The following is a 1,128-nucleotide window of genomic DNA, read 5'->3' as shown; positions in this document are numbered from 1 at the left end:
TTTTTGCCCGTTTCGATATCTTCCAACGGGGTGCTTTCGGCCATCACCGCAACGTTCTGCTTTCCCTCGGCTCCCCGGCCACGTGTACCCTTGCCTCGCTCGATTTCCTTACTGGCCACCGAAAAGTTAACGAATTCTTGCGGTTTCTTTCAGCGCCGCCAATACCGCCAGCCCGTCGCGCAAGGGGCGCGGCTCGTGTGTGCGGATGAAGTCAGCTCCACCTGCGGCGGCGGCAAGCTCTGCAGCGAGTGTCGCGGCCCCGACATCCCCCGGACCACGGCCTGTGAGCGCGCGCAGAAAGGATTTGCGCGAAACAGACAGAAGCACCGGCAAATCGAAGCGCAGCCGCAATTCATCGAACCGCGCCAGCACCGAGAGCGAGGTTTCGGGAGCAGCCCCCAGAAAAAACCCCATGCCGGGATCAAGGACAAGGCGGTTGCGTTTGATACCGGCACCCGTCAGCGCCGCGATGCGCGCGTCAAAGAACGCCGCAATGTGATCCATGATGTCGCCAGCGGGTGCCTCGCGCCGATCTGCCTGCCCGTCTTGCACCGAATGCATAACGACGAGTTTGGCAGATGATTTCGCCAATTGCGGATAGAACGCAGCGTCTGGAAAACCGCGAATATCATTGAGATAGGCCACACCACGCGACAAGGCATAGGCTTGCGTCGCGGGTTGATAACTGTCGAGCGAGACGGGAATGCCATCTGCCTTGAGCGCGTCCAGCACCGGCGCGATACGCGCGATTTCTGTGTCGGACGAAACAGGCGCGGCGTCGGGATTGCTGGATGCCGGACCGAGGTCGATCACATCTGCCCCCTCGGCCATCAGCTTACGCGCCTGCGCAATGGCTGCGTCTGGCGCCAGATACCGGCCTCCATCGGAGAAACTGTCCGAGGTTATGTTGACGATGCCGAAAATGATGAGCGATTTATTCATGGGGGCTTCTATAATAATACCTAAAATCCGCAGGTAGTTAATTAGGATGTTTAAAGATTCTGATTATCCGTTTATGCACCTGTTATATTCGCAATTACTAGTCTGTCAAAGAGTTTGTCTCCAAAATACCGTCTGTTTAATTTGTAAATAAACTCGTTGAGATACAACTGTAAGTATTTCCTTTTG

General features: G+C 55.9%; 1 protein-coding gene and 2 pseudogenes. All 3 read right to left on the bottom strand.

Annotation, left to right across the window (positions count from 1 at the left end; genetic code table 11):
* Positions 1-125: pseudogene (locus ACVFVN_RS14750) on the bottom strand (IS1595 family transposase); the annotation flags it as partial.
* Position 126: 1 nt separating this feature from the next.
* Positions 127-942 carry a sulfonamide-resistant dihydropteroate synthase Sul2 gene (gene sul2 / locus ACVFVN_RS14745; protein ID WP_001043260.1) on the bottom strand — a complete coding sequence of 272 codons (816 nt, stop codon included), beginning with the start codon at positions 940-942 and terminating at the stop codon, positions 127-129.
* A 71-nt stretch (positions 943-1,013) separates the two neighbouring features.
* Positions 1,014-1,128: pseudogene (locus ACVFVN_RS14740) on the bottom strand (IS1595 family transposase); the annotation flags it as partial.

Source organism: Soonwooa purpurea (assembly GCF_053891095.1).
The sequence above is the reverse complement of the archived record's forward strand: the minus strand, read 5'-3'. Positions and strand labels throughout refer to the sequence as shown.